We start from the raw sequence: 22,468 nt of genomic DNA, 5'->3' as shown, positions 1-22,468 counted from the left end.
CAATGAGCAAAAAAAGTAAAACCATTGCAGCCTGCGCCGTGTGTGCAGCAGCTCTCGGACTCGGCGGTCTTGCCGTCTTCCTTAAAAAGGACAGGGAAGTGGTACCGACAAACAGTCTCGTTATTGAGGCTACTACCGAAGCAGCGTCCGATAATAAGTCTGTAGACGGCTGGATGGATAAAGTAAGCTATTCTCCTTCCGATAACGGCATGACGGAAAGAGCAAAGTCTCTCCTGAGGATAAACAAGGATATTGCAGGCTGGATCAAGATTGACGGCCTTCAGCTGGATTACCCCTTTGTAAAGGATCCCGGAGAGATAGCTGCAAACGATCCGTACTACGGCCCCGATGAATATGTTCCCGATGCTTATTACCTCAATCATGACCTGAACAGGAATATCCAAGAGGAGGGCACTCTCTACCTGGACTACCGCGATGAGTTCGGCAGCGACGAGAGTCAGCATTCGGAAAATCAGGTCATATATGGCCACGCTATGTGGAACGGAAATATGATGGGCTGCCTCAGAAGGTACCGTCAGGATTTTGGTTTCTACGAACAGAGCCCGTTTATACAGCTCAGTTCAAACTATAAAGACTACGATTACGTTATCTTTGCCTTTCTTGTTACCAGCGGAAGCTATAACGCTACCGATTTCCATTACTGGAACATGGAGGAGCTTGATACGGAAGAAGATTTCAATTTCTATATCGATTGCTGCAAACGCAATTGGATGATGGATACAGGAGTAGATGTAAAGTACGGCGACAAGCTGCTGACGCTCTCTACCTGCTATGCGGACGAGGATAATTCCCGTTTCCTTGTAGTTGCAAGAAAGCTCAGAGACGGCGAGGTCGCAGGAGACATGACAACTATCCAGCGCACTGAGGAGTGGAAAAAAGCTCAGAAGGAAAAAGAGAAAAATGACGCTGAGCACGATACACCACCCCAAGACTGACGATCAGCAGTGAGCAGACCTTATGATTTTTAAAGGAGATTGTTATGAAAATGCAGAAAACGCTTAGACGGGCGGCGGCTGCGGCTTCGGGAATACTTGTATTCGCAGCTTCTACCGGCATGGACACAGCAGATATAACAACTGCCGAGGAGGTAACTTCGGTTACGACATCTGAAAATGAAAGTACTGCAAGCGATAAAACGGAGCCATCTTCCGATTCCGAAACGGCTGCTTCCGAGGAAGAACAGAAAATGCCCGAGGACTGGACAAAGGCTGATGTCAGCGAATATGATTCCAGCCTGACGCTTATAAGCTATGAGCTCGCTACACCCGAAATGGCAAAGGTGGGCGAACCCGTCGATCCGTATGCAGGTCTTTCCGAGGAGGAGCGCAAGGCTCTCAAGGAAGCCGCTGCAAAGAAGAAAAGCGCACTGAAAAAAGGTACGCCGACTCTTTCAAAGAATGCTGCCAAGAGCAGGAGCAAGGAGCCTACGGCTGTTGAGCTCAAGACATCGGGGGCTTATGTGGGAGATATACCCGCTTCACAGCCCGATCCCAGTGTTGCTGCCGAGCCCGGACAGTTCGCCTTCGTTACCTACGGCTGGGGACACGGAGTGGGAATGAGCCAGAATGGCGCAAACTTCTATGCTGCTTATGCAGGTTGGACATATCAGGATATCCTCTTCCATTACTACCCCGGTACGACTCTTATGAATACAGGTCTTACCGATGAGGAAGAGCTTACCATTGCTCACGAGCCTGCCGGCGATACATTAAAGGTAGTCTCTGAGATCGTTAACCGTGAGGTGGGCGGAAGCTTCTCGTATGAAGCTATCAAGGCTCAGGCGGTTGCCGTATATACTTATATAAAGTATAACGGTGACGACTCAAAGGATCTGAGAGGCAAGCCCAATCCGCCGCAGGTAGTTATCGACGCCTGTGAGGAGGTTCTCGGTGAGGCGCTCTATTACGACGACAGCTATGCACTGACTGTATTCTCTGCTTCCAGCGGAGGCTGCTCGGCAAACTGCTATGAGGTATTCTATGCGGATTATCCCTACCTCAGAAGCGTGCCCAGTGATTACGATGCTGCCTTTGATCCCCACTGGGGCACAGTTACATATATGAGTGCCGCTGATGTAAAGAAAAAGCTAGAAGCAGGTTATCATATTACGCTTTCGGACGATCCCGGTAACTGGATACAGCCTGTATATTCGGATGAGACAGGCTATGTGACCGAAGTTTCCATCGACGGACAGATCACTGCAAAGGGTTATCCGTTCTCGATGATGCTTGGACTCAAATCATCCAAATTCAATCTTACATATACATATGATTGATTTATAAACGGCGATATGCCGCGTGTTTTACAGAACAAAAGAAATAAGTCTTTGGATAGGAGATAGAGTCAGTCTATCTATATCCGGAGACTTATTTCTCCTTTTTGGTGATAAAAGGTGAAGCTCAGTGGTAAAAAAATCCTGTAAAATTTCCAAAAAGGTGAAAAAAGGTGAAAAGCAAAGAAAAAATTTAACAAAAATAAAAACGTTTGTTTCGTTTCTAAACATCCTTTGATTAATCATTGAACAAAATCAACAAAAAATAGGCGATTTCTGTGTTAATGATTGTGAAATACTCCGTCTTGATATTCTACCCGAATAATGATAAAATAGTTTTAGGGTGAAAAAAGGTGATTGGATGTAAAAAATTCCAAATTAGGGTGAATCATTCCTAAGATCAAGGGAAAGAGAGGCGAAGTTCGATGGCAGATCTGTTGTGCGGTACTTATTACCCCAGTATAGATCAGAAGGGCCGTATGAGCTTCCCTACAAAACTCCGTGAGGTCCTCGGACCTGAGTTTTACCTTTGTCAGGGACATGATGACTCCTATATCGCCGTATATTCGCCAGAAGCATTTCAGGACTATTGTGATACCCTTAACTCCATACCCGGTAAGCAGGGAAGCGACATAAGACGTAAGCTCCTTGCAGGTGCAGATAAGCAGGTCCCCGATAAGCAGGGACGTATCTTCATCACCCAGCAGCTCAGAGACCACGCAGGCATCACCGATGAGGTGGTAGTAATCGGCGCGAACAGAAGAGCTGAGATATGGAACAAGTCCAAGTGGGAAGAATTCAACAGCAATATCTCTCAGGAAGAGATCAACAGTGTGCTTGATAAGCTGGTTATCTGATGCGAACGTTTTTGTCTTTGTTTCCGGTATGTACACCGGACGAAGGAGAGTTTTATTGAATGGAATTCAGCCATATACCTGTTATGCTTGAGGAATGTATTGAAGGACTCAATATCCGTCCCGACGGTGTCTATGTAGACGGTACCGCAGGCGGTGCAGGTCACTCCTCTGCAATAGCAGCCCGCCTTAATGAGAATGGCAGGCTCATAGCTCTGGACAGAGATCCCGACGCAGTCGCGGTTGCGACGGAAAGGCTGTCGGCGTTCAAGAATGCGAGAGTATTCCACAGGAATTACTCGGAGATCAGAGCAGTTCTCGACGAACTTGATATAGAATATGCCGACGGTATCCTCATGGATCTCGGCGTTTCATCATTTCAGCTTGACGAGGGGAGCAGAGGCTTCTCTTACCACTCCGATGCCCCGCTTGATATGCGTATGAGCAAGGAGGGAATGAGCGCAGCGGATGTTGTCAATACCTATTCGGAATCGGAACTTGCAAGGATTATATTTGAGTACGGCGAGGAGAAATTCTCCAGAAAGATCGCCTCGAATATCATCAGAGCAAGAGAAAACGCTCCCATAGAGACTACATTGCAGCTTGCAGATATCATCAGAGAAAGTGTTCCTCAGAAGGCGAGACGTGAAAAGAACCCATGTAAAAAAACCTTTCAGGCTATAAGGATCGCCGTAAACGGAGAATTTGAGCACCTTTCAAAAGGACTCGATGACGCATTCCACAGTCTGAAGGCAGGCGGAAGACTTGCAGTTATAACCTTCCATTCACTTGAAGACAGACTTGTTAAACAGAAGTTTGCCGAATGGTGCAGGGGCTGTATATGCCCGCCGGATTTTCCCCAGTGTGTATGCGGTAAGAAACCGCAGGGAAAGCTTATAAACAGAAAGCCGTTAGAGGCTAAAGAACAAGAACTCGAAAGGAACAACAGAAGCAGAAGCGCTAAGCTCAGAATAATAGAAAGGAGTGCGATAAGCAATGGCTGAAAACACTGTACGCTATTATAACGACGAAAGCTTTGATGATGCCGAGTTGGACGAGACAACCGAAACAGGCGGCACAAAGCATGACGAATCTGAGCAGAAGCCCGAGATACAGATGAGGAGCAACGAAGCCCGAAGCGGCTCTATCCTCATGATAGTTTTTGTATCAATACTGGCTGCCGCACTGCTTGGCTCGGTTATCTATTCACTTGATAAGCGCAATACCATGTATAACAAGGTAGCTGCCATGAATGAGAAGCTGGATACGGCCGAAGCCGAAAATGTAAGACTCCAGTCTGAACTCGACAGTAAGATGTCCGCAAAGAACATAGAAGAATATGCGCAATCGCTTGGAATGGTCAAACTCAATTCCTCGCAGATCACTTACAAAAAGATTCAGACAGGTGATGTCGTTACTATTCCGGAGCAGGAAAAAGGACTGATCGCGAAAATAAAGTCCCTTTTCGATAAATGCATGGAATATTTCAGAGGGTAGTACCAATATAAATATAACACATGGACTGCCTGTAATTAAAATGAACACTATCGGCAACGAAAAAAATATATATAAATGCCGAAGTTATATGTAGAACACGGAGATACAGCGGGTGATCGGAATAACGGAATTGCAGTTCCCGGACTTCGGGCGGAAATGAAGCCCGGGAGCGGCAGTCCCACGCTTGAATAGCGATAAATCCTTCGTCGTATCAAAACAAAAGGACATCCCAAAAAAGAAATAAAGATGTTCAGAGGCGGGGCACATGAATACCCTGCCTTATTTTATTATAGAGAAAACGCGGAAAGGAAGAATTCTGCTGTGATAAATACCAATCCGTCAAAAGCAATGAGGTTCAGAACAAAATTTGTGATGACCGCCGCCTTCAGTACCCTGTTTGCTGCGGTAGTCGGAAACTTTTTCAGGATCTCGGTGCTTGAGAATAAAGAATACCAGACAATGGCAAATAACCAGCACTTCGGCTCTATAAGCATATCTGCCCACAGAGGCTCTATATATGATGCCAACGGCTATGCCTTCGCCAAAAGTGCTACTGTATACAAAATATTTGTGGATCCGCAGATGTTCAGAGAGGATATGAAGACTCTGCAGAAGCGCATCGACAAGCGCAATACCGATAAAGCAAACGGTACATATACTCCCGTTTACGATGAAGATGGAAAGGAAATGAATGTACTGCCTGCATCTGCTGAGGAATTCAAGGAACAGGCTGCTAACTTTATCGCAAACAGGCTGAATATTACCTCTGAGTCTATAAAAAAGGCCATAGATGAGGACAGCCGCTATCATGAGTTCAACCGCCAGATAGAGAAGGCTGCTGCCGATGAAATAGCCGCTTACTTCGATGAAATGGGATTTGTTTCCGTAGGCTGCAAGGAGGATACAAAGCGTTATTATCCTCAGAACGAGCTTGCCGCTCAGGTAGTCGGTTTTACTTACGGCGGCGGAGCATATGGCGTAGAGGCTTCTTATAACAAATATCTCTCCGGAACTGACGGCAGAACAGTTTCGGCTGTGGATTCTCACGGCAAGGAGCTGCCTTACAGGTACTCAAAGACCTTTGAGCCAAAGGACGGTTCGGACGTATATCTTACGATAGACAGGGAAATACAGTATATACTGGAGAAAAATCTTGAGACAATGAGCAAGGATAGCGGCGTTAAGAACCGTTCGTGCGCTATACTTATGAATCCTCAGACAGGCGCGGTATACGGAATGGCTACCTATCCCAGCTTTAACCTCAACGAGCCCTTTGAGCTCTCCAGCGATATGCTGCTCAACAGGGTGTTTGTGGAGAATAAGATCGATAATCCCACGGAAAAGGATATTGAGCAATATACTCCCGAAGCCCGTGAGCGCCAGTGGAGAAACAAGTGCGTAAGCGAGCGATATGAGCCGGGTTCGGTATTCAAGGTAATCACCGCAGCCTCGGCACTTGAGGAAAAGGCTATTGATATTGACAAATTCTCTTACTGCTGCAACGGATTTGAGCTGCTCCCTGACGGTGAAAGGGAAAAGAGAATAAACTGTCATAAGACAGACGGACACGGCGTTGAGACCTTCCAGAAGGCTCTCACAGACTCGTGCAACCCTTCGTTCATGGCGATAGGAAAGGCTCTCGGAAAGGAAAAGTTCCACGAGTATTTTGAGTCCTTCGGCTTCCTTGAAAAGACGGGTATAGACCTTTATGCTGAAGCAAAGGGCGATATACCTCCTCTTGAGTCTACACCCGAAAGTAAGGCCATGACACATATCGACCTTGCATACTCTTCCTTCGGACAGTGTGAAACGGTAACTCCCATAGAGCTTATAACAGCCTGCAGCGCCGTAGTTAACGGCGGTTATCTGCTTCAGCCCTATGTGGTCGACAAGGTTGTGGATACAGACGGAAATATCGTTCTTAAAAACGAGCGTAAGGTAAGACGCCAGGTCATCTCCGAGGATACCTCCGAGAAAATGAGAAACGCTATGGAAAAAGTGGTCATCGACAATCTGAGCGGAAACGTTAATATCAAGGGCTATGCTATCGGCGGAAAGTCGGGTACTTCACAGCGACTCAGCGAATATGCCAACATAATGACAGATAACGATGAAGAGAATGAAAGAATACAGGAGTACGGAGCTTCCTATATGTGCTTCACTCCTGCCGGTCATCCCGACCTCATTCTTCTTGTGCTTGCCGATATGCCTTATAATTATGACGGTCTGTACTACGGAAGCAAGGTCGCTGTACCCTGTGCGGGCAATATCATGGAAGAGGTGCTCGATTACCTCGACAAGAGCCCCGAATACAGTGAGCTTGAACTCCAGAACCTCGATATAGCCGTACCTATGCTGAAGGGACTCTCCATTGACGAGGCGGAGAAGACTCTTGACGGTATGGGCGTAAAGCATGAAAAGTTCGGCAGCGGAATAGAGGTAGTAGAACAGTCGCCTCAGACAGGCAAGTATATTGCAAAGGACGGCTGCGTATACCTTTATACCGAAAAGGGAAATACCAATGACCTCGTAATGGTGCCGGATCTTTCGTACTGCACACCTGCACTGGCAAATGAGACACTTGCTACATACGGACTCAACTTTGTTGCAAAGAATATAGCAGGTTCGGATGAAAGTGCTGTGGTAGAGAGCCAGAGCATCGAACCGGGCAAAATGGTACAGCGAGGTACTACAGTAGAAGTAAAATTCAAGGTACAGCAGTTCGACGACTGATACAGAAAAAAGAGAAAAAGACAGGAGGCAGACAATATGAAATTACGCGATCTTATTGAAAATAACGCCGTTACAGCTATCGGCGATACAGAAATAAGCTCCGTGACCGACGATACACGCAAGGTGACTGAGGGCAGCCTCTTTGTCTGCGTGAAAGGTGGCAGCTTCGACGGACATACCGCCGCTGCCGAAATGCTGGAGAAGGGTGCTGCGGCAGTGGTCTGCGAGCGTGATCTGGGACTGGGCGACAGACAGATAATCACGGAAAATTCCAGAAAGCTCTACGGACAGATCTGCTCGGCGTGGTTCGGACATCCCGAGAAAAAGCTGAAAATGATCGGCGTCACGGGTACAAACGGTAAAACCACGATCACAAATGTTATAAAGTATATTCTCATGAAGAACGGCCACAAGACAGGTCTTGTGGGTACCATTCAGAATGAGATCGGGGAGGAGATACTCCATACCGACAATACTACGCCGATGGCTTACGATTTCATGGGGCTGCTGGCTAAGATGGCAGATGCGGGATGCGAGTATGTGGTCATGGAGGTCTCATCCTTCGGTCTGTGTCAGTACAGGATAGGCTCTTCTTATTTTGATGTGGCAGTATTCACAAACCTTACACAGGATCATCTGGACTATCACAAGGATATGGAGGACTACTATCAGGCAAAGAAAATGCTCTTTGACATCTGCGGCTGTGCCGTGATTAATTCCGACGACGATTACGGCAGACGTCTTTACGGTGAGACCGTATGTACGAAAAGGAGCTTCAGCGTAAAGGGAAATGCCGACTATTATGCCGACGGCATAAAGATAAAGTCCACAGGCTCGAGCTTCTGGTTCTGCAGCGGAGATAAATCCCACCTTGTTAAGACAAGAATGCCGGGAATGTTCAATGTGTCCAATATCACGGCGGCTATTGCAGCCTGCCTTGAAGCAGGACTTACCATAGACAATATCATTCCTGCCATCGAGGAATACAACGGCGTCAAGGGACGCTGCGAGGTCATCCCCACAGGACTTGATTTTACAGTTATATGCGATTATGCGCATACTCCCGACGCACTTGAGAATATACTCAGAAGTGTGAAGGAATATACGGAAAACGATCTTATCTGCCTGTTCGGCTGCGGAGGCAACCGCGATGCGGCAAAGCGTCCGAAAATGGCTCAGGCAGCGGCCAAATATGCCGATAAGCTTATCATAACCTCGGATAATCCGCGCAATGAAAAGCCAGAGGCCATAATTGACGATATTCTTGCGGGAGTAAAGGATAAGCCTGTGAATTACGATGTTGTCACGGACAGAAGAGAAGCTATATTTCATGCCTTGAAAATTGCCGAAAAAGGTGATATAATAGTTCTTGCGGGCAAGGGGCATGAGGATTATCAGATCCTTGCCGGCATGGAGCATATCCATTTTGACGAGCGCGAAGTGGTTGCCGAGGGGCTCAGGCTTCTCAAAAAATAAAAACTGGAGTTGTTATAAAAATGTCTTTCTGGGTAATTGATCTTGTAACTGCATTATTATCGTTTGTTATTGCAGGGGTGTCGGGTATATTCCTTGTGCCCTTCCTGCATAAGATCAAGTTCGGTCAGCCGATTAAAACTGAAGATGGTCCCAAGTGGCACGCCAAAAAGCAGGGAACCCCCACAATGGGCGGTTTCATGTTTATCATATCAACTGTGATAACAGCTATTGCTGCTTACTGGATATACAGATGGAAAACAGGGATAGATACTACGGATAAGGAGAGCTTCAAGCCCTTCTATATGCTTCTCAGCTGTATCCTGTTCTCGGCTTCCTTCGGACTTATAGGCTTTATCGACGATTATACCAAGGTTGCCAGAAAGAATAATGACGGACTTACTCCCTGGCAGAAGATCGCTCTTCAGCTTGTATTTTCAGTGGGATTCCTTGCAGCCGTACATTTCTTCGGCGACGGTTCCACCTGTATCGACCTGGGCTTCTGGAGATCGCCTTCACTGGGAATATTCTATTATATACTGATGATACCCGTGATAATCTATCTTACAAATGCGGTAAACCTTACCGACGGTGTTGACGGTCTGTGCGGTTCTGTCACATTTGTGGCTATGCTGATATTCACGGTGTGCTGTTCGATCCTGAAGCAGAACGAGATGACCTGCTTCACTATGGCACTGGCAGGCGGCTGCCTCGGCTTCCTGCTCTGGAACCTCAATCCCGCAAAATGTTTCATGGGCGATACGGGTTCAATGTTCCTGGGTGCAGCGGTAACAGGTGTGGGACTAATCCTTCACAAGCACCTGTTGCTTCTTCTTGTTGCTCTCGTGTATATCATCGAGGCTCTTTCTGTTGTTATACAGGTAAGCTACTTCAAGATAACCAAGAAGAAGTACGGAGAGGGCAGACGTATATTCAAGATGACGCCCATACATCATCACTTTGAAATGAGCGGCTTCAGCGAGTATAAGATCGTCATAACTTTTTCGCTTTGCAGCATTATTTTCGGAGTTCTGGGAATAATTACACTGCTGGTATTCTGATACAGCGAAAATCTTTCAGACCATAAGGAGGAAAAATGGCTGCAAGCAAAAATGAAAAGAAAAAGCGCCTTTCGGTTCCGAATCCCTTTTCGGGAGGCAGACGAGGCGATATAAGTCTGTCGTTCTTTGCTTATGTAATGATACTTCTTGTAGTAGGTATCGTTATGATGTCATCTGCAAGCTATGCGTGGGCTTACAGTGAGCATGGGGGCGACGGACTGTACTATGCAAAAAATCAGGCGAAAAATGCAGTTATCGGCTTTATCGCCATGGTTTTTTTTATGAAAATGGATTATCACAATTTCAAGAATCTTAAACTGCCTGTGCTTAAAAAGCTGAATATAGCCAGCCTGTTTTATATTCTTGGCATTGTGCTGCTCATAGCGGTTCTTCTTATCGGTAACGATGAGGGCGGAACCATGGGCGCACGGCGCTGGATAGACATCGGACCTCTCAATCTTCAGCCTTCGGAGGTAGCAAAGCTGGCACTGATCATCTTCTTTGCCTACAGTATGGAGCGTGACAGCGACAAAATGAACAGCTTTACCACGGGTATCGTGAAATATGCGGTGATACTCGGTGTGTATGTCCTCCTCATCGCCCTTGAGAAGCATATCTCCGGTATCATACTTATCGGTACCATAGCAGTTGCCATGATACTCTGCGGCGGTGTCAACAGGAAGCATTTCCTTGCACTGGGGGCAGGAGCTCTCGGCTTTGCCATTGCCTATATCTCATGGCAGGCTCATGTGCCGGACAGCTACGTTGCGGTACGTATAAAGTCATGGCAGAATCCCTTTGCCGACAAGCTTAACGAAACATGGCAGACAGCAAACTCCCTTATCGCTATCGGCTCAGGTGGACTTTTCGGTCTCGGACTGGGCAATTCGCGCCAGAAGTACCTCTATCTCCCAGAGACCAAGAACGATTTCGTTTTCCCCATTGTATGCGAGGAGCTCGGATTTGTAGGCGCGCTGGCAATAATCATCGTATTTTTCCTTCTTATAGTAGAAGGCTATTCCATAGCTGTACGCTGCAAGGACCGCTTCGGTATGCTCATAGCAGTTGGTATCACCACTCAGATAGGCATACAGACGGTGCTCAACCTTGCCGTTGTCAGCAATCTTATACCGAATACAGGTATCAGCCTTCCTTTCTTCAGCTACGGCGGTACGGCGCTTATAATGCAGCTGGCGGAAATGGGCATTATGCTCAATATATCCCAGCACAGGTATTATCCCGACGAAAAGCCGAAGGAGAAAAAGAAGAAAAGGAAGCAGAAAGAAGTAATCGAAGAAGCTAAAGGAGCATGAGCATGAAAGTACTGATAGCCTGCGGAGGCACAGGCGGACATATTAATCCGGGGCTTGCCATAGCAGATATGATAAGGAAGAAATACCCCGATACGGAATTCCTTTTTGCGGGAACTCCCAAGGGTATGGAGGCAAAGCTTGTACCCAAGGCGGGCTACAGGCTTGAGACCATCAAGGTGGCAGGTTTCCAGAGAAAGATCTCCCTTGAAAATATCGGCAGGAACGCCAAGGCTCTTGCATACCTTGCCACATCAGGCAGGAGGGCAAAGCAGATCATAGAGGGCTTCAGGCCGGATATAGCTATCGGTACGGGCGGATATGCGGCAGGTCCTGTTATACGCAAGGCTGCAAGGATGGGCATACCCACTGCTATACATGAGCAGAATGCATATCCGGGAGTTACAAACAAGCTCCTCTCAAAGGAAGTTGACTATGTTATGCTCACCGTTGAGGACGCCCTCAAATTTATGGACAAGAGCAAATTCAAATACAGCGTTACGGGACTTCCCGTAAGAAGCAACATAAACACCATGAGCCGCAGTGAATCCCGTAAAAAGCTCGGCTTCGACGAAAGTTTCACTATACTTTCATTTGGCGGCAGCCTCGGTGCAGGCTGTATAAACGAGACTATGGCAGAGGTCATCAAGTGGCACACGGGCAAAAAGCTTGCCATAAACCATATTCACGGTTACGGCGGCATGGGCAGAGAGACCTTCCCGAAGGCCATGAAGGAAGCGGGCATACCTCTCAAATCCGAAAGGCTCCGTATAACAGAATATATCAACGATATGGATATATGCCTTGCGGCGGCAGATCTTGTCATATGCCGTTCCGGCGCCTCGACTCTTGCAGAGCTTCAGGCTGCGGGAAAGGCTTCCATACTTATACCCTCGCCAATTGTTGCGGGCAATCACCAGTACCACAACGCTATGGTGCTCGGAAATGCAGGTGCAGCTGTGGTCATTGAGCAGAAGGATGTCACCAAAGAGCGCATGATCGCTGAGATAGAAAAGCTCTACGGCAATGCTGAAAAGGTTAAGGAGATGTCGGAAAATGCTGCAAAGCTCCACCTTACCGATACCAATGACCGTATCATGGCAGTTGTTGACGAGCTTCTGGAAAAGAGAAAAAAATGAGTTATGAAAATAAGGTCTCTGTGAATGGGACGATGCTTAATGTATATACCGAAGGCAGCGGCAGTGTGACAGTAGTATTCCTTTCGGGAGGCGGAGTCACCTGTCCTGCTCTTGAGTATAAGCCCATATATCGCAGAATGTCGGAGAAGTACCGCATAGCCGTCATTGAAAAGGCCGGTTACGGCTTCAGTGACAGCATGAAAACGTCCCGCACCGTGGAAAATCTCGTTGCCGAGGACAGGGAAGCTCTGCGTCAGGCAGGCATAGAGCCGCCGTATGTACTTGCGGCTCACTCCTATTCCGGACTTGAGACTGTTTACTGGGCAAATACATATCCCGAAGAGATTAAGGCTGTTCTTAGCATGGATATGGGTATACCAGATTATGCGGTATTGCAGGCAAAGGAGGTCACCGATGAAAAAAGGGACAAGCTCCTTGCAAAACAGCACAGACTTTTGAAGCTCATTGCAAAGGACAGGCTTTTTGCAAAGCTTATAAAAAACAAGGCTGAAAATGTGTCCGGGCTTCTTTCGGGCAGCGAGCTGACAGCCGATGAAAAGCAGATATACCGCAGGATGTTCTACAAGAACCTTGCGAATAACGAATATATTGAAGAATCGCGGCTTATGACCGCAAATGCCTCTGAGGCTGTAAAGACGGGAGTGCTGAAATGTCCGTGTTGCTTTTATATAAGCGACATGAAGGGCATGAGCAAAACCGTGACATGGCGTCAGGCAGGCATTGATTATGCCGAAAAATGCGGCGCTGAGGTACATCTCTCCGACAAGGGACATATGATGTACGCTTTTATCCCCGACGAGATGTCGGATACCTTTGAAAAATTCCTTACTGCGCAGGGTATAGGCGCAGAGTAACGGTCAGACCGCCTACAGCATACAATACATAAAAATGCTGTGAGGTGGTATGATGCAGAAATTTATAATAACAGGCGGAAAGCGTCTCAGCGGTGAGCTTGTGCTTCAGGGCAGCAAGAACAGCTGTCTGCCTATAATGGCGGCTTCTCTTCTTTGCAGCAGCGAATGTACGCTGCACAGCTGTCCGAAGCTTACCGATGTCTACGCAGCCTCGAGGATACTCAACTGTGTAGGCTGCAAATGCAGCTTTTCGGAAAATACCGCTGTAATTGATCCCGGAAATGTCAGCTGTACGGCGATCTCCGAGGAGCTCATGCGCGAGATGCGCTCATCCATAATCTTTATGGGAGCCATGCTCGGCAGGGCGGGAGAATGTATTGTCAGTGTTCCGGGAGGTTGCGAGCTCGGTCCGCGGCCTATTGATATGCACCTTTCGGCTCTCAGGAAAATGGGCGTTGAAATAACCGAAACAGGCGGTATAATAAGGTGCAGGACTCCTTCGGGCAGAGCTAAGGGTACAAGGATATCACTAGCGTTTCCATCTGTGGGAGCTACTGAAAACGTGATACTCTGTGCGGTCACCGCGGAGGGCGATACGGTCATCAACAATGCTGCACGTGAGCCTGAGATATGTGATCTCTGTGGCTTTCTCAGAGCCTGCGGAGCAGATATTGCGGGCGACGGCGGTAGCCGTATATTGATAAAAGGCAAACAACAGCTTCACGGCTGTGAATATACCATAATGCCCGACAGGATAGCAGGTGCCACCTATCTTTCCATGGTGGCGGCGTCAAAGGGCGAGCTCATACTTACAAATGCCTGTACTGCGGAGATGGAACCGTTTCTCAGTGTTCTGGAGCAAACAGGCTGTAGTATATATACATCTGATGACAGGATATATCTGCGCAGTGCGGCACGGCTGAAGGCGGTAAGAGACAGGATAAGGACAATGCCTCATCCCGGATTTCCCACCGATGCTCAGGCGGTGCTTATGGCTGCACTTTCACTGGCTGACGGTACCAGCGTATTTGAAGAAAATATCTTCGACTGCCGCTATCGTCACACGGGAGCTCTTATAAAAATGGGAGCGGATATACAGGTGCTCGGTAAGGTGGCTGTGGTAAAGGGAGCTGAAAGGCTCTTCGGCGCGGCAGCAGAAGCCACAGACCTGCGCGGGGGCGCGGCAATGGTCATTGCTGCTATTTGTGCAGAGGGAAGATCGGAGATTTCCCGTATCTGTCATATAGACAGGGGATATGAAAAAATTGAGGAAGCCGTAAGACTTCTTGGCGGAGATATGCGCCGCGTCTGAGGCAGAAGGATTTGGAGAAGATATGAAAGACGTCGAAAAAACAAATGTGGAAAGGCAGAACAGCCGAAAGAGGATAAGGCGCCGTAAGCGTATGATGAACGTTTACGGACTTGTGGTGATGCTGCTGGTAGTTACAGCTGTCATAACTATAAGCTATACCTTCCTTTTCAATATAAACGAGATACGTGTATCGGGCGAGTCTGATATGTACTCTGCGGAGGAGATAGTTTTTGCCTCGGGTATAAAGAAGGGGGATAACCTTCTTCGCCTCAACATCAAGGGCAGCGAACAGAAGATCCTCGATGATCTGCTTTACGTTGAGACAGCGAAGGTAGAGAGGGACTTCCCATCCTCTCTGGAGATAACTGTTACAAAATGTCTTCCTGCCTTCAATGTGAATTACGGCACAGGAACGCTGCTTGTAAGCAAAAAAGGAAAGATACTTGCAGATAACGGCTTCATAACAGACGGTCTGCCTATAATATACGGACTTGATCCTGCGGATAAGACACCCGGAAAGCCCGTATATTCCGAAAATGAGCATAAAAACGACGCATTTACCGCACTAATTTCAAGTCTTGTCGCCAAGAACGACAACAGCGTGATGAGCGTTGATCTCAGCGACGAGCACGCTATCATAGTGAACTATAAAAGCGGTATGATATTCAAAATGGGCAACTGGAATGACGTTGAGTATAAGCTTGCACTTGCCGATGAGGTAATGAAGGACGAAAAGGTCATGGGCAAGAAAGGCTATCTCACCATGATAGGCACAAATCAGTGCAGCTTCCGCGACAGCGACAAGCCTGTGGCAAACCCAGGTTCAGATCAGCCCACAACGGCTGTAAAGACCGATATTTACGGCAATCCCATTGATGAGGTCGGCGAACAGAATCCTGACATGGAGGAGGAGTTCAACAAGATAAATCAGAACCGTACAACCGCGCCTCCGCCTACTGAAATTGTTACGGAAAACAGCGGAAATAATGACGGCGGACAGTGGAATGACGATAACAGCGGCAGCGGAGATTATTATCAGGAACAGAATTACGGTGACACAGGCTACGGCAGCGACGGAAACAGCGGATACACCGACGATGGGAACTTTGTTGACAGCCAGTGGTGATGGTATAAAATATGTGCATAATGCTGTAAATGAACAGTTGGCAGCTGTTTGTTTCGCTGAAAATAAAAAAAATTTTGTATGCACTTGAAAAAAATGCTTCCGTATGCTAAAATATAAAGTGTATTTATAGAGTAATATATAAATTTGATAAATTTAGGATAATAAATAGTAGGAGGAGTTCAAATGTCAGATTTCAATTATGAGGAAACACTCGAACCCGATGTAAATATAAAGGTCATCGGTGTTGGCGGTGGTGGCGGAAACGCTGTTAACTGCATGGTGGATTCGGGTGTCAATAATATAGAATATATCGCGATAAATACAGATGCCAAGGCACTCAACAAGTCAAAGGCTACAACAAGGATACCCATCGGTGCAAAGCTCACAAAGGGCAGAGGCGCCGGCAACAAGCCTGAGATCGGACAGCGCAGTGCTGAGGAGAACCGCGATGAGATCGAGACACATCTCAAGGGTGCTGACATGATCTTCATTACTGCCGGTATGGGCGGCGGTACAGGTACAGGAGCTGCTCCTGTGGTTGCAAAGATCGCTAAGGAGATGGATATTCTCACAGTTGCAGTCGTTACAAAGCCCTTCCTCTTTGAGAGAGAGCAGAAAATGGCTCAGGCTGAGAGAGGTATCGCAGAACTCAGAAAGTACGTTGACTCCCTCATCGTTATTCCTAATGAAAGACTTCTCGTGGGACTTGATAAGCCACTTACAATGATGCAGAGCTTCGCTCTTTCAGATGACGTTCTCAAGACAGGTGTAAAGAGCATTTCCGACCTTATCGTTGAGGAAGGCTACATAAACCTCGATTTCGCAGACGTTTCCACAATCATGAAGGATGCCGGTTATGCTCATATGGCTATCGGTCACGGTACAGGAAAGGACAAGGCAAGAGACGCTGCAAACGCAGTTATCTCCAGCCCGCTTCTCGAGACATCTATCTCCGGTGCAAAGAGACTCCTTATCAATATTGCAATGTCAGAGGATATTCTTTCTTCCGATGTGGATGCAGCTACAAAGATGATTACAGATACTGCTGCTGAAGGTGTTGAGTTCATCTTCGGTACAGCATTCAAGGAAGATATGCAGGATGAGATGACTATCACAGTTATCGCTGCAGGCTTTGACGACGATGATGCACCTGTTCCTTCAACAGTTGCAGAATCCAATCCTGAGGAAGACATTATTCCTATCGACAATCCTCTTATCGATGGACTTGGCTTCGGCGGCACACAGGCAAGACCTGCTGCTCCTTCTTCAAGTCAGGATTACGATCTGGATGATATATTCAAAATGCTCGGCAACTAAACAGTAATATATGCGGTCCTTCGGGGCCGCTTTTGTTTTATGCTGCGGCTTGCGGAGACAGTTAAAAATAGCGTAATACCGACTTGTCAAAAGGTTTTGACAATGTTTTTTTGTCGGTGCAAAATGATTTTGGTTGCGGAAATAGACTGCATTTGCTATGATAGGATCAGACAAGGGAAGTACCCTTGCGGAAAGGAGTGGAACGCATGGAGCTGAGCAGCAGGATAAGAAAACTGAGAACTGAAAAAGGATGGTCGCAGGAGGTACTGGCAGAACGAGCGTATGTAAGCCGTCAGACTATCTCAAACTGGGAGACTGAGAAAAGCTATCCCGATGTTCACAGTCTGCTTATCCTCAGTGAACTCTTCGGCGTTTCCCTCGATGAGCTTATCAAAGGAGATGTTGATACTATGAAAGAGACCATTACAAAGAATGACGGAAAGAAAATGAAAAAGCTTTATAACCTTGCGGGTACCGTAACGCTTGCAGGACTGGCTTCGGCGGTCCTTGTCAGTGTACTGAACGGCGAGACATTAAGATTATTATTTGCCTTGCTTACAGGTGTGTTCCTTACAGTTACTTTTATAGCTTTTCATAAGATGGGGGAACTGCAAAAGGAGAACGATGTCCAGACATACCGCGAGGTCATTGCTTTCATGAACGGAGAGACTCTCGATGATATCGAAAAGGCCAAGGAACATGAAAAGCGGAAGGACTTGAATAAGAAACGTATTATAGCACTGGTTTGGATTTTCGGCATAGGAGCTGCAATTGAGGCCATTGTGTTTACGGTTTTGTTCCTTATGAGCCGCGGATATGTTTAAGCCTGAAAGGAGAGATGCCTTTGCATTCCTCCGTAATTATACCTGCAAAACTACAGCTTACGCGTTTCTGAAAGCTTTTGTGCAAAGCGGTGAAAAAAATAAGAGCTTCTTCCGGGCTTATGTTCATTGTTTTAATATGATGTAAAATATATGTCCATGAACTTTCTTTTTCAAAATTATATTATGTTTTTGTTACAAAAGTAATTTATATCTGCATTTATGATAAATCATCATACTGTTAAATAAACAAGTAGTATATTTTACTGAAATTTTATAGTAAATTGCACTAAAATAAGGCTGAATTTTCTACATTTCAATAGTTGAAATAATATAATAATTATGATATAATTTATTAAAGGCATAATCATCAGAACCTGTATTCGTGGGCTGTGAAGGCTTTTTTTATATGCAATATCACCAAAACAGACCTTCACAGTGGCTGAGTATGGGTTCTTATTCCTTAAATTTTTACCTCGGTTCTATCGAGGGGAATGGAGTGTACCATGAGCGAACCAACACCAACAGTATTAAGAGAAACCAAGATAGGTCAGAAGGGCTTTATCAAAGAGGATGTTATCACATACCTCGATGAGCTGAATTCCAAGATAGTTGCCCTTGAGGACGAAAATAAATCTTTGAAGGAAAACGGATCATCTGATCCTCAGGAAATCACCAAGTATAAAAACCAGGTGGAGAACCTTCAGGAGAAGCTCAATACCTCCAATAACGCTCTCAGAGCAGCTAAGAAGGAAAATGAAGAGCTTCAGAAAACTATCGCACAGCTCAAGGCTGCTGCTGGACAGGGCGGCGGACAGGCAAATGCTGCTGCAGCTGCTGCACTTGAAGCTGCTAAGAAGGAAATAGAGACTCTCAAGGAACAGCTCAGAGCTGCCGAGCAGAAGGCTGCTGCCGGCGCTGCTAATCCGCAGGCCAATGCACAGACAACTGCTGCTCTTGAAGCTGCTAAGAAGGAGATCGAGGACCTCAGAAACCGTCTCAAGGCTGCTGAGCAGAAGGCTGCTGCAGGTAATGCAGGCGGCGCTGCCGAGGGTGAGATCGCTAAGGTTAAGCAGGAACTCGCAAAGATTTCTGAAGAGCTGTCAGCTAAGAACAAGGAGCTTGCAGATAAGGATAACAAGATCACTGAACTCATTAAGAAGAACGTTGATTCCTCCAAGATCGGCGACGATCTCGCTAAGAAGGACGAGGAGATCAAGGCTCTCAACGCTGAGATAACCAAGCTCAAGGAAGAGTCAACAGATCCTATTGCTCAGATGGGCGCAATGTTTGCTGAGGCTCAGAAGAACGTTAACCAGATCAAGAATCAGGCTAAGCTGGACGCTGAGGCTGTTACAAAGGAAGCAAACGACAAGGCTGCACAGATCCTCAAGGATGCCAATATCGAAGCTGAAAAGGCTGTATCCAATGCAAATGCAGCTGCTGAGGCCTGCATAAAGGAAGCTAACAATCAGGCTAAGAGCACTATTGATAACGCTAACTCACACGCTGATAAGGTAAACGATATGTCCAAGACTGTTCGTGAGATGCTCCTTACAGAGATCGAGAGCGTAAACAGCAAGTTTACAGACATCGCTTCTGTACTCAATAACCTCACAGGCCAGTGCTCAAGCAGAATGAACGAGGCTCAGAATATCATCGGCGAGGCTCGCAAGACAGTTGATGTTGCAAAGAACGATAATAACCTGAAGAAGGCTGAGGCTCCCAGAGCTGATTTTACTCCTTCAAAGGCTCCCAAGGCAGAGCTTTCCGATCTCCCTTCAGCTAAGGTAAGTGATGGAGACGGCAACCCTTTTGCTAATGTAGGCAATTTCAATAATGCCAACAAGAATAATAACAGCAGCGTTAATAACAATAACACAAACAATAACAACAATAATAATAACAATAATAAGCCCGCACAGGCACCTGCACAGAATCAGCAGAATAAACCTGTACAGGGTAACAAGAGTGCAAACTTCAACTTCGATATGGCAGAGCTTCTCAAGGCTGCCGAGGAAGAAGCTGCAAAGGAAAACTAATTTTATAAGCATTGTACCGATCTCCCTTCGGAGCGATCCGAGGGGAGACGGTAATATAAGTCCTGTATGGTAAAATGCTGATTGTTGGGTGGGTATCTTGCTTGATTTTGATCACGATCTGAATGAACTAAATAAGAAATCCGATGAGGAACTGGCTGTGCTGGGTAAGTCTGACAAGACTGCCGCGGCTGTTCTTTTGTCGCGCTTTTCCAGGCTCGTTTTTATCAAATCCGAGATTTTCGCAAATTCCGAGACCGACAGCGACGACCTTCATCAGGAGGGAATGATAAGCCTTCTGAAGGCTATTGAGGCATTTGATCCCCAAAAAGGTGTTAAGTTTGCCACCTTTGCCGAGGTTTGCATCGTCAACAGAATGAAAACTCTTACCCGCAAAAGCGGCAGAGAGCTCTCTTTAGGTGAGAGAATAGACGATGATAAGGCGGAAGATGTGCTGTCTGTGGAGGAAACTCCAGAAAGCATCTATTTTTACAAGGAATTTTTTTCCGAGCTCTGGAATAATATATGTTCTGTACTTTCACTCACCGAGCTTAATGTGCTTACGCTGTGTGTTCAGGGACTGAGCTATAAAAGTACAGCCGAAAAGCTTGGTATGACGGAAAAGGCCGTTGACAACGCTATGCAGAGAGCAAGGAAGAAGATACGTGCGGTAATGCACGATACAAACTGAAATATGGCCGTGTAGCTCAACCAAAGAGCGTTGTTTAACAAAGATGTGGGTGTAAATCCAACCGTGGTCGAAAAAATTTAAGCGAGGTATTGTACTATGTACGAAGACAAGACATTAGTTTGCAAGGAGTGCGGACAGGAGTTTATTTTCTCCGCAGGCGAACAGGAATTTTATGCAGAGAAAGGCTTCGTTAACGAGCCCCAGAGATGCAAATCATGTCGTGACGCCAGAAAGAACGCAGGCAAGGCTGAGCGTGTAATGTACACAGCAGTTTGCGCATCATGCGGCGGCGAAGCAAAGGTTCCTTTTGAACCCAAGGAAGGAAGAGCAGTTTACTGCAGCGATTGCTTTGCAAAAATGAACGAGGCATAAAATTTATGAGACCGAAAGCACAGTCGGAAACGGCTGTGCTTGGTTTTGTTTATGCGTACTGCTCCAGCGGTGCGCTATTTTTTAATGAGGTGCAATATGCTTGATAACAGATTGAAGAAAATCGCAGAGCTCGTCAGCGGCGAAGGTATCGCAGCAGATGTGGGTACTGACCACGCTTACCTGGCGGCAGAGCTTATAAACAGCGGAAAATGCAGCAGGGTCATAGCTTCCGATGTGAAGGAAGGACCTCTCGAGGCTGCAAGGAATACAGTTGAAAGGTACGGCATACAGGATAAGGTCGAGCTCGTACTTTCCGACGGACTTGATAATATAGATCTTAGCGGAGTATCTGATGTTATAATCGCAGGTATGGGCGGAGAGACCATTGCTGCCATAATCGATGACGTTAAAATTGATTCAATAGATAAAATGAATATCCGCTGGGTGCTTCAGCCTATGACTAAACCCGAGATCCTCCGCAGAAAGCTCTATGAGAATAACATGGAGATAACAGGGGAGTATGTTGCCGAAGAAGGCGATAAGCTGTATGTTATAATGACTGCGGAGTATAGCCCCTTCCCGAGAAGACTGACCGAAGCAGAGTCGATCTGCGGATTTTTCGACGATGAGGACGAAACAGCCAATAAATACCGCAAACGTGAAGCCGAAAGGCTTGAAAAGGTCGCGGACAGTCTTGAAAAGGCAGGCAGAGCCCCAGAGGCTGAACATTATAGGTCCCTTGCACAAAAAGTTATAAACGGTATCGGTGTTGAAAATGTTTGTGACGTTATTGATCACCTCAATGAGCTCTATCCGTTTGCTGCACAGGAGAAGTGGGATAATTCAGGTTATCTTGTGGAAAGCTCCGACCAGGAGTGCAGCAAGGTTCTGCTTTCTCTGGATATATCCTACGATGTTGTGAACGAGGCTGACTGTAAGGGAGCGGAGCTGATAATCTCCCATCATCCCGTTATATTCGAGCCCCGTAAGCGCATAGGACGCACAGATCCTGTCTACAGGCTTATCGAAAGCGGCATAGGTGCGGTATGTATGCACACTAATCTGGACATTGCGGCAGGAGGTACCAACGGAGTTATACTTCGTAAGCTCAGTGAAAAGCTTGACGTTAAGGGGATACCTGTGCCATTTGAGGAGCTTGGCGGCGGCAACTGCCTCGGCTGGATAATCAATCTGAAAGAGCCTGTGACTGTCAAGGAGCTTGCGGAGACCTGCAAGTCCATCTTCGGCTGTCAGTATGTAAGGACTACACGGGAGATCAATCCACTTGTGTCTAAAATTGCCTTTTGTTCGGGCTCGGGCGGTTCCATGCTGGATCTTGCCGCTGAAAAGGAATGTGACGCCCTGATTACGGGAGATGTCAAGCATGATGTATGGATAGACGCCAACAACCGCGGAATAGCCCTTCTTGACTGTGGACATTTCCACACGGAGAATATAGTATTATGGGAGCTGAGACGGGCTCTTGAGGAAAAGTTCCCGCAGCTTGACATCGAAATAGCAGAGCGCTCTGTTGATCCCTGCCAGTATGTCTGAG

General features: G+C 46.7%; 19 protein-coding genes. All 19 read left to right on the top strand.

The features are described from left to right. Positions 1-2 precede the first annotated feature (2 nt). Positions 3-956 carry a class B sortase gene (locus tag RF007C_RS00390; RefSeq protein WP_161634859.1) on the top strand — a complete coding sequence of 318 codons (954 nt, stop codon included), beginning with the start codon at positions 3-5 and terminating at the stop codon, positions 954-956. 44 nt (positions 957-1,000) lie between these two features. After that, on the top strand, positions 1,001-2,296 hold the full coding sequence (locus tag RF007C_RS00385; protein ID WP_037296391.1) for a SpoIID/LytB domain-containing protein: 1,296 nt from the start codon (positions 1,001-1,003) through the stop codon (positions 2,294-2,296). A 422-nt stretch (positions 2,297-2,718) separates the two neighbouring features. Further along, positions 2,719-3,150, top strand: a complete 432-nt coding sequence (locus tag RF007C_RS00380) for a division/cell wall cluster transcriptional repressor MraZ (protein ID WP_019678294.1) — start codon at positions 2,719-2,721, stop codon at positions 3,148-3,150. Between the two features lie 59 nt (positions 3,151-3,209). Continuing rightward, positions 3,210-4,151: a 16S rRNA (cytosine(1402)-N(4))-methyltransferase RsmH gene (gene rsmH / locus RF007C_RS00375; RefSeq protein WP_037296390.1), complete on the top strand. Its 942-nt coding sequence runs from the start codon at positions 3,210-3,212 to the stop codon at positions 4,149-4,151. Then, positions 4,144-4,644, top strand: a complete 501-nt coding sequence (locus tag RF007C_RS00370) for a hypothetical protein (RefSeq protein WP_019678296.1) — start codon at positions 4,144-4,146, stop codon at positions 4,642-4,644. Before rsmH ends, RF007C_RS00370 begins: the two co-directional genes overlap by 8 nt. Before the next feature lie 321 nt (positions 4,645-4,965). Further along, the gene (locus tag RF007C_RS00365) at positions 4,966-7,377 is read left to right on the top strand and encodes a penicillin-binding transpeptidase domain-containing protein (protein ID WP_100218855.1); all 2,412 of its coding nucleotides are present in this window, start codon (positions 4,966-4,968) and stop codon (positions 7,375-7,377) included. Between the two features lie 36 nt (positions 7,378-7,413). After that, positions 7,414-8,853, top strand: a complete 1,440-nt coding sequence (locus RF007C_RS00360) for a UDP-N-acetylmuramoyl-L-alanyl-D-glutamate--2,6-diaminopimelate ligase (protein WP_037296389.1) — start codon at positions 7,414-7,416, stop codon at positions 8,851-8,853. A gap of 20 nt (positions 8,854-8,873) precedes the next feature. Beyond that, a complete protein-coding gene (gene mraY, locus RF007C_RS00355) occupies positions 8,874-9,911 on the top strand; it encodes a phospho-N-acetylmuramoyl-pentapeptide-transferase (RefSeq protein WP_037296388.1) in 1,038 nt (345 codons plus the stop codon). 35 nt (positions 9,912-9,946) lie between these two features. Beyond that, on the top strand, positions 9,947-11,224 hold the full coding sequence (locus tag RF007C_RS00350; protein ID WP_082316644.1) for an FtsW/RodA/SpoVE family cell cycle protein: 1,278 nt from the start codon (positions 9,947-9,949) through the stop codon (positions 11,222-11,224). Positions 11,225-11,226: 2 nt separating this feature from the next. Beyond that, positions 11,227-12,360: an undecaprenyldiphospho-muramoylpentapeptide beta-N-acetylglucosaminyltransferase gene (gene murG / locus RF007C_RS00345; protein WP_037296387.1), complete on the top strand. Its 1,134-nt coding sequence runs from the start codon at positions 11,227-11,229 to the stop codon at positions 12,358-12,360. Continuing rightward, entirely contained in the window at positions 12,357-13,235 is an 879-nt protein-coding gene (locus RF007C_RS00340; protein WP_037296386.1) for an alpha/beta hydrolase, read from the top strand. Before murG ends, RF007C_RS00340 begins: the two co-directional genes overlap by 4 nt. Before the next feature lie 52 nt (positions 13,236-13,287). Then, a complete protein-coding gene (gene murA, locus RF007C_RS00335) occupies positions 13,288-14,547 on the top strand; it encodes a UDP-N-acetylglucosamine 1-carboxyvinyltransferase (protein ID WP_037296385.1) in 1,260 nt (419 codons plus the stop codon). A gap of 22 nt (positions 14,548-14,569) precedes the next feature. Further along, positions 14,570-15,673, top strand: coding sequence for a cell division protein FtsQ/DivIB (locus tag RF007C_RS00330; RefSeq protein ID WP_242836248.1), 1,104 nt, complete (start codon positions 14,570-14,572; stop codon positions 15,671-15,673). Between the two features lie 183 nt (positions 15,674-15,856). Further along, positions 15,857-16,990, top strand: coding sequence for a cell division protein FtsZ (gene ftsZ, locus RF007C_RS00325; protein WP_019678304.1), 1,134 nt, complete (start codon positions 15,857-15,859; stop codon positions 16,988-16,990). A 206-nt stretch (positions 16,991-17,196) separates the two neighbouring features. Continuing rightward, positions 17,197-17,814, top strand: a complete 618-nt coding sequence (locus RF007C_RS00320; RefSeq protein ID WP_037296382.1) for a helix-turn-helix domain-containing protein — start codon at positions 17,197-17,199, stop codon at positions 17,812-17,814. A 503-nt stretch (positions 17,815-18,317) separates the two neighbouring features. Further along, a complete protein-coding gene (locus tag RF007C_RS00315; protein ID WP_037296381.1) occupies positions 18,318-19,853 on the top strand; it encodes an immunogenic protein antigen 84 in 1,536 nt (511 codons plus the stop codon). A 97-nt stretch (positions 19,854-19,950) separates the two neighbouring features. After that, positions 19,951-20,541 (top strand): sigma-70 family RNA polymerase sigma factor, encoded by a 591-nt coding sequence (locus RF007C_RS00310; RefSeq protein ID WP_019678308.1) that lies wholly within the window; start codon positions 19,951-19,953, stop codon positions 20,539-20,541. Between the two features lie 96 nt (positions 20,542-20,637). Continuing rightward, complete coding sequence (locus RF007C_RS00305; protein ID WP_028521131.1) at positions 20,638-20,913, top strand: zinc-ribbon domain containing protein; 276 nt, start codon at positions 20,638-20,640, stop codon at positions 20,911-20,913. A gap of 96 nt (positions 20,914-21,009) precedes the next feature. Continuing rightward, entirely contained in the window at positions 21,010-22,467 is a 1,458-nt protein-coding gene (locus RF007C_RS16130) for a Nif3-like dinuclear metal center hexameric protein (protein WP_051456444.1), read from the top strand. Position 22,468 lies beyond the last annotated feature (1 nt).

Source organism: Ruminococcus flavefaciens 007c, from assembly GCF_000571935.1.
Classification (GTDB): domain Bacteria; phylum Bacillota; class Clostridia; order Oscillospirales; family Ruminococcaceae; genus Ruminococcus; species Ruminococcus flavefaciens_F.
Note: the sequence above shows the minus strand (reverse complement) of the source record. Positions and strands in the feature narration are given on the sequence as shown.

Excerpts from the sequence above, each read along its gene's own strand:
- RF007C_RS00350 (WP_082316644.1), top strand. The coding sequence starts at position 9,947 with ATGGCTGCAAGCAAAAATGAAAAGAAAAAGCGCCTTTCGGTTCCGAAT.
- RF007C_RS00320 (WP_037296382.1), top strand. The coding sequence starts at position 17,197 with ATGGAGCTGAGCAGCAGGATAAGAAAACTGAGAACTGAAAAAGGATGG.
- RF007C_RS00340 (WP_037296386.1), top strand. The coding sequence starts at position 12,357 with ATGAGTTATGAAAATAAGGTCTCTGTGAATGGGACGATGCTTAATGTA.
- RF007C_RS00390 (WP_161634859.1), top strand. The coding sequence starts at position 3 with ATGAGCAAAAAAAGTAAAACCATTGCAGCCTGCGCCGTGTGTGCAGCA.
- RF007C_RS00330 (WP_242836248.1), top strand. The coding sequence starts at position 14,570 with ATGAAAGACGTCGAAAAAACAAATGTGGAAAGGCAGAACAGCCGAAAG.
- ftsZ (WP_019678304.1), top strand. The coding sequence starts at position 15,857 with ATGTCAGATTTCAATTATGAGGAAACACTCGAACCCGATGTAAATATA.
- murG (WP_037296387.1), top strand. The coding sequence starts at position 11,227 with ATGAAAGTACTGATAGCCTGCGGAGGCACAGGCGGACATATTAATCCG.
- rsmH (WP_037296390.1), top strand. The coding sequence starts at position 3,210 with ATGGAATTCAGCCATATACCTGTTATGCTTGAGGAATGTATTGAAGGA.
- RF007C_RS00385 (WP_037296391.1), top strand. The coding sequence starts at position 1,001 with ATGAAAATGCAGAAAACGCTTAGACGGGCGGCGGCTGCGGCTTCGGGA.
- RF007C_RS00370 (WP_019678296.1), top strand. The coding sequence starts at position 4,144 with ATGGCTGAAAACACTGTACGCTATTATAACGACGAAAGCTTTGATGAT.
- mraY (WP_037296388.1), top strand. The coding sequence starts at position 8,874 with ATGTCTTTCTGGGTAATTGATCTTGTAACTGCATTATTATCGTTTGTT.
- RF007C_RS00360 (WP_037296389.1), top strand. The coding sequence starts at position 7,414 with ATGAAATTACGCGATCTTATTGAAAATAACGCCGTTACAGCTATCGGC.
- RF007C_RS00315 (WP_037296381.1), top strand. The coding sequence starts at position 18,318 with ATGAGCGAACCAACACCAACAGTATTAAGAGAAACCAAGATAGGTCAG.
- RF007C_RS00380 (WP_019678294.1), top strand. The coding sequence starts at position 2,719 with ATGGCAGATCTGTTGTGCGGTACTTATTACCCCAGTATAGATCAGAAG.
- murA (WP_037296385.1), top strand. The coding sequence starts at position 13,288 with ATGCAGAAATTTATAATAACAGGCGGAAAGCGTCTCAGCGGTGAGCTT.
- RF007C_RS16130 (WP_051456444.1), top strand. The coding sequence starts at position 21,010 with ATGCTTGATAACAGATTGAAGAAAATCGCAGAGCTCGTCAGCGGCGAA.
- RF007C_RS00305 (WP_028521131.1), top strand. The coding sequence starts at position 20,638 with ATGTACGAAGACAAGACATTAGTTTGCAAGGAGTGCGGACAGGAGTTT.